Below are 2,988 nucleotides of genomic sequence, written 5' to 3' on the forward strand. Positions count from 1 at the left end.
CGGGAGCAGTTGCATTAGTTGTGATGATGACGAAAGCATCCTGGCAATTTTTTTTAACTCCTGCGTTAGAAGGTTCCATAATCTTGGTGCTCTGTGCTGTAGTATTCAATAATCTGGCACACGAGAGAACATATCCCAAGTATTGGTTCTAACTCTCATGCTTTTATCATTCAAGAATTCTTGGAAACCAATATAGCAAATTATATTCTTGTCTCTGGAGTCTTGACTTTTGGCTCTCAACTAATGGCTAATGACTAAATAACCAATAACTCATGACTGTTACCTATGACTTTTCGTGATGAGTTTAAATTGCTGCTACGCGCCCGCTACCCTTTGATCTACATTCCTACCTATGAAGAGGAACGCTTGGAAGCTTCTATCCGGGAAGAAGCAGCAAACCAGGGTAATCGTCCAGTTTATACTTGGGATTTTGTGGATGGTTACCAAGGTAATCCAAATGATGCAGGTTTTGGTCGTCGCAATCCCTTGCAGGCTTTGGAATTTGTGGAGAAAATACCTGCATCTGCACCGGCTGTGTTTATTCTTCGCGATTACCATCGATTTCTAGATGATGTGGCGATTTCTCGCAAACTCCGCAACCTCGCCCGACTCCTGAAGTCGCAACCAAAAAATATCGTCCTGCTGTCTCCCAGAATTGCTATTCCTGATGACCTAACGGAAGTTTTAACTGTTTTGGAATTTCCCCTACCTTCAGGATCGGAAATTAAAGGGGAAATAGAACGCTTGTTGGGAGCAACTGGTAACTCCCTTTCTGGTAAAGTAATGGATGACTTGGTGCGTTCTTGCCAAGGGCTATCTATGGAACGGATTCGCCGAGTTTTGGCAAGAGCGATCGCAACCCATGGCGAACTCCAACCAGAAGATGTAGACTTAGTTCTAGAAGAAAAGCGCCAAACCATTCGTCAAACCCAAATTCTCGACTTTTACCCAGCGACAGAACAAATTTCCGATATTGGCGGACTCGATAACCTCAAAGATTGGTTGCTTCGCCGTGGTGGTTCGTTTACCGACAAAGCACGACAATACGGTTTACCTCACCCCAGAGGTTTGCTACTCGTAGGAATTCAGGGAACCGGGAAATCTCTTACAGCAAAAGCGATCGCGCATCACTGGCATTTACCTTTACTACGTTTGGATGTAGGAAGATTATTTGGTGGTTTGGTGGGTGAATCTGAATCCCGTACCCGACAAATGATACAAGTTGCAGAAGCCCTTGCACCCTGTATTTTATGGATAGACGAGATAGATAAAGCATTCTCCGGGCTAGGTAGTAAAGGAGATGCAGGAACATCAAGCCGGGTTTTTGGGACATTTATTACCTGGCTAGCCGAGAAAAGCTCACCCGTGTTTGTCGTTGCGACAGCTAACGATATCCAAGCACTACCACCAGAAATGCTGAGAAAAGGACGGTTTGATGAAATTTTCTTTGTTGGGTTACCCAGCCAAGAAGAGAGAAAAGCAATCTTTAACGTGCATTTAACTCGATTGCGTCCCCATAATATAAAAAATTACGATCTTGAAAGACTTGCTTATGAAACTCCTGATTTTTCTGGAGCAGAAATCGAGCAAACTTTAATTGAAGCCATGCACATTGGATTCAGCCAAAACCGGGATTTTACAACAGATGACATTTTAGAAGCCGCTAGTCAAATCATCCCTCTAGCAAGAACTGCTACCGAACAAATTCAGAAACTGCAAGAATGGGCGGCTGCAGGTAGGGCGCGGTTAGCTTCCAAACACAGTGCTTTGAGCGATCGCATTCAAAGACAAATAACCAGTGAGCAGTGAGCAGTGAGCAGTGATAACTATTGACTAAGGACAAATGACTAGTAACCACCTTAAGGGCTGGTAACTGTCACTTCATTACTACCCAAACTTACCCAATACTCCCCTTTTTGAGAAGGTTTATGGACTTCAATTAACTTAAAGGGAAAATCTTAACCAGATCCGAACAGACCTTAATATTTTTTAACGGATTGAACGTTGACTTTCTTAGAGCTATTAATTTATGATGACAAGTCAGCCAAGAAAGCGCGAGAAACGCTTTGCAGATTTTGGGTCAAACCAAACACTCGTAAACACGTCTTTGCATACAGATCGAGGTTTTATGGCAATACTAACCCAGAGCGTTGGTATTGTTGATATTCACCCAATCTAACAGGTTCTACTGGCGACGCCTTGGTTGACATCGGATATCAAGAGATAACCCAAGCTCAAGCACAAGGATGGGAGTGCAAGCCCCGTCAGTTCGTGAAGGTGTGAATCCTTCAGGGTAGGAGGAGTTGACCGCTACTTCTCCGGGTCTGTCCAGATTTGTTCACTTGTGGGTAGGTTTGGGTAGACATTTACGAGCGGTGTAAGTATGATAGCTAACATATTTAAATTTATACTTGGGATTTCTTTGGCACTTGCCATTTTGGTTGGAGGTGGCGTTGCGACAGGTCTATATTTCATGAATAGAACTTCCGCACCACCTCCAAAACCCATTTTTGCCAACGATTCACCCACATTTAAGAGGAAAAATCCAAAAGCTGTTGTTTCTAAAAGCACGACCAAAAAATCTAATTCTCAATCAAAGCCAAAAGCAGAAACCACTGCTGAACCAACTTCCACTGAATCACCCAAGGCTGAAGAAGCACCAAAAGAACTACCACCAGGAGCTTACCAAGCACGTGTGTCTTGGCCACAAGGTCTAATTTTACGAGCACAAGCGCAATCAGAAGCTGAACGTATTGGTGGAGTTGGCGCTAATGCCAGAGTCATTGTCCTGGAACAAAACGGAGGATGGCAAAAGATCCGCTTAGTCGGTAGTGACCAAGAGGGTTGGGTGAAAGCAGGTAACACGAGAAAAGTGAGCGAACAGGAAGATTCCGAACAATCACAACAAGCACAATGATCTTGGTCACTGGTCACTGGTCACTGGTCACTGGTCATTGGTCACTGGTCACTGGTCACTGGTCACTGTAT

Annotated in this window: 4 protein-coding genes; all 4 read left to right on the plus strand. The window is 44.0% G+C overall.

Annotation, left to right across the window (positions count from 1 at the left end):
• Positions 1-152: HPP family protein (locus tag ACKTT2_RS00100; protein WP_407882748.1), on the plus strand; the 152-nt coding region annotated here is incomplete at its 5' end.
• Positions 153-285: 133 nt separating this feature from the next.
• Positions 286-1,809 carry a Ycf46 family AAA ATPase gene (locus tag ACKTT2_RS00105; protein WP_407882742.1) on the plus strand — a complete coding sequence of 508 codons (1,524 nt, stop codon included), beginning with the start codon at positions 286-288 and terminating at the stop codon, positions 1,807-1,809.
• 220 nt (positions 1,810-2,029) lie between these two features.
• Positions 2,030-2,179, plus strand: a complete 150-nt coding sequence (locus ACKTT2_RS00110; RefSeq protein ID WP_407882744.1) for a hypothetical protein — start codon at positions 2,030-2,032, stop codon at positions 2,177-2,179.
• Between the two features lie 204 nt (positions 2,180-2,383).
• Positions 2,384-2,917 (plus strand): SH3 domain-containing protein, encoded by a 534-nt coding sequence (locus tag ACKTT2_RS00115; RefSeq protein ID WP_407882746.1) that lies wholly within the window; start codon positions 2,384-2,386, stop codon positions 2,915-2,917.
• Positions 2,918-2,988: the final 71 nt, after the last annotated feature.

The organism is Scytonema hankhaensis NUACC26, from assembly GCF_045865695.1.
Classification (GTDB): domain Bacteria; phylum Cyanobacteriota; class Cyanobacteriia; order Cyanobacteriales; family Nostocaceae; genus Scytonema.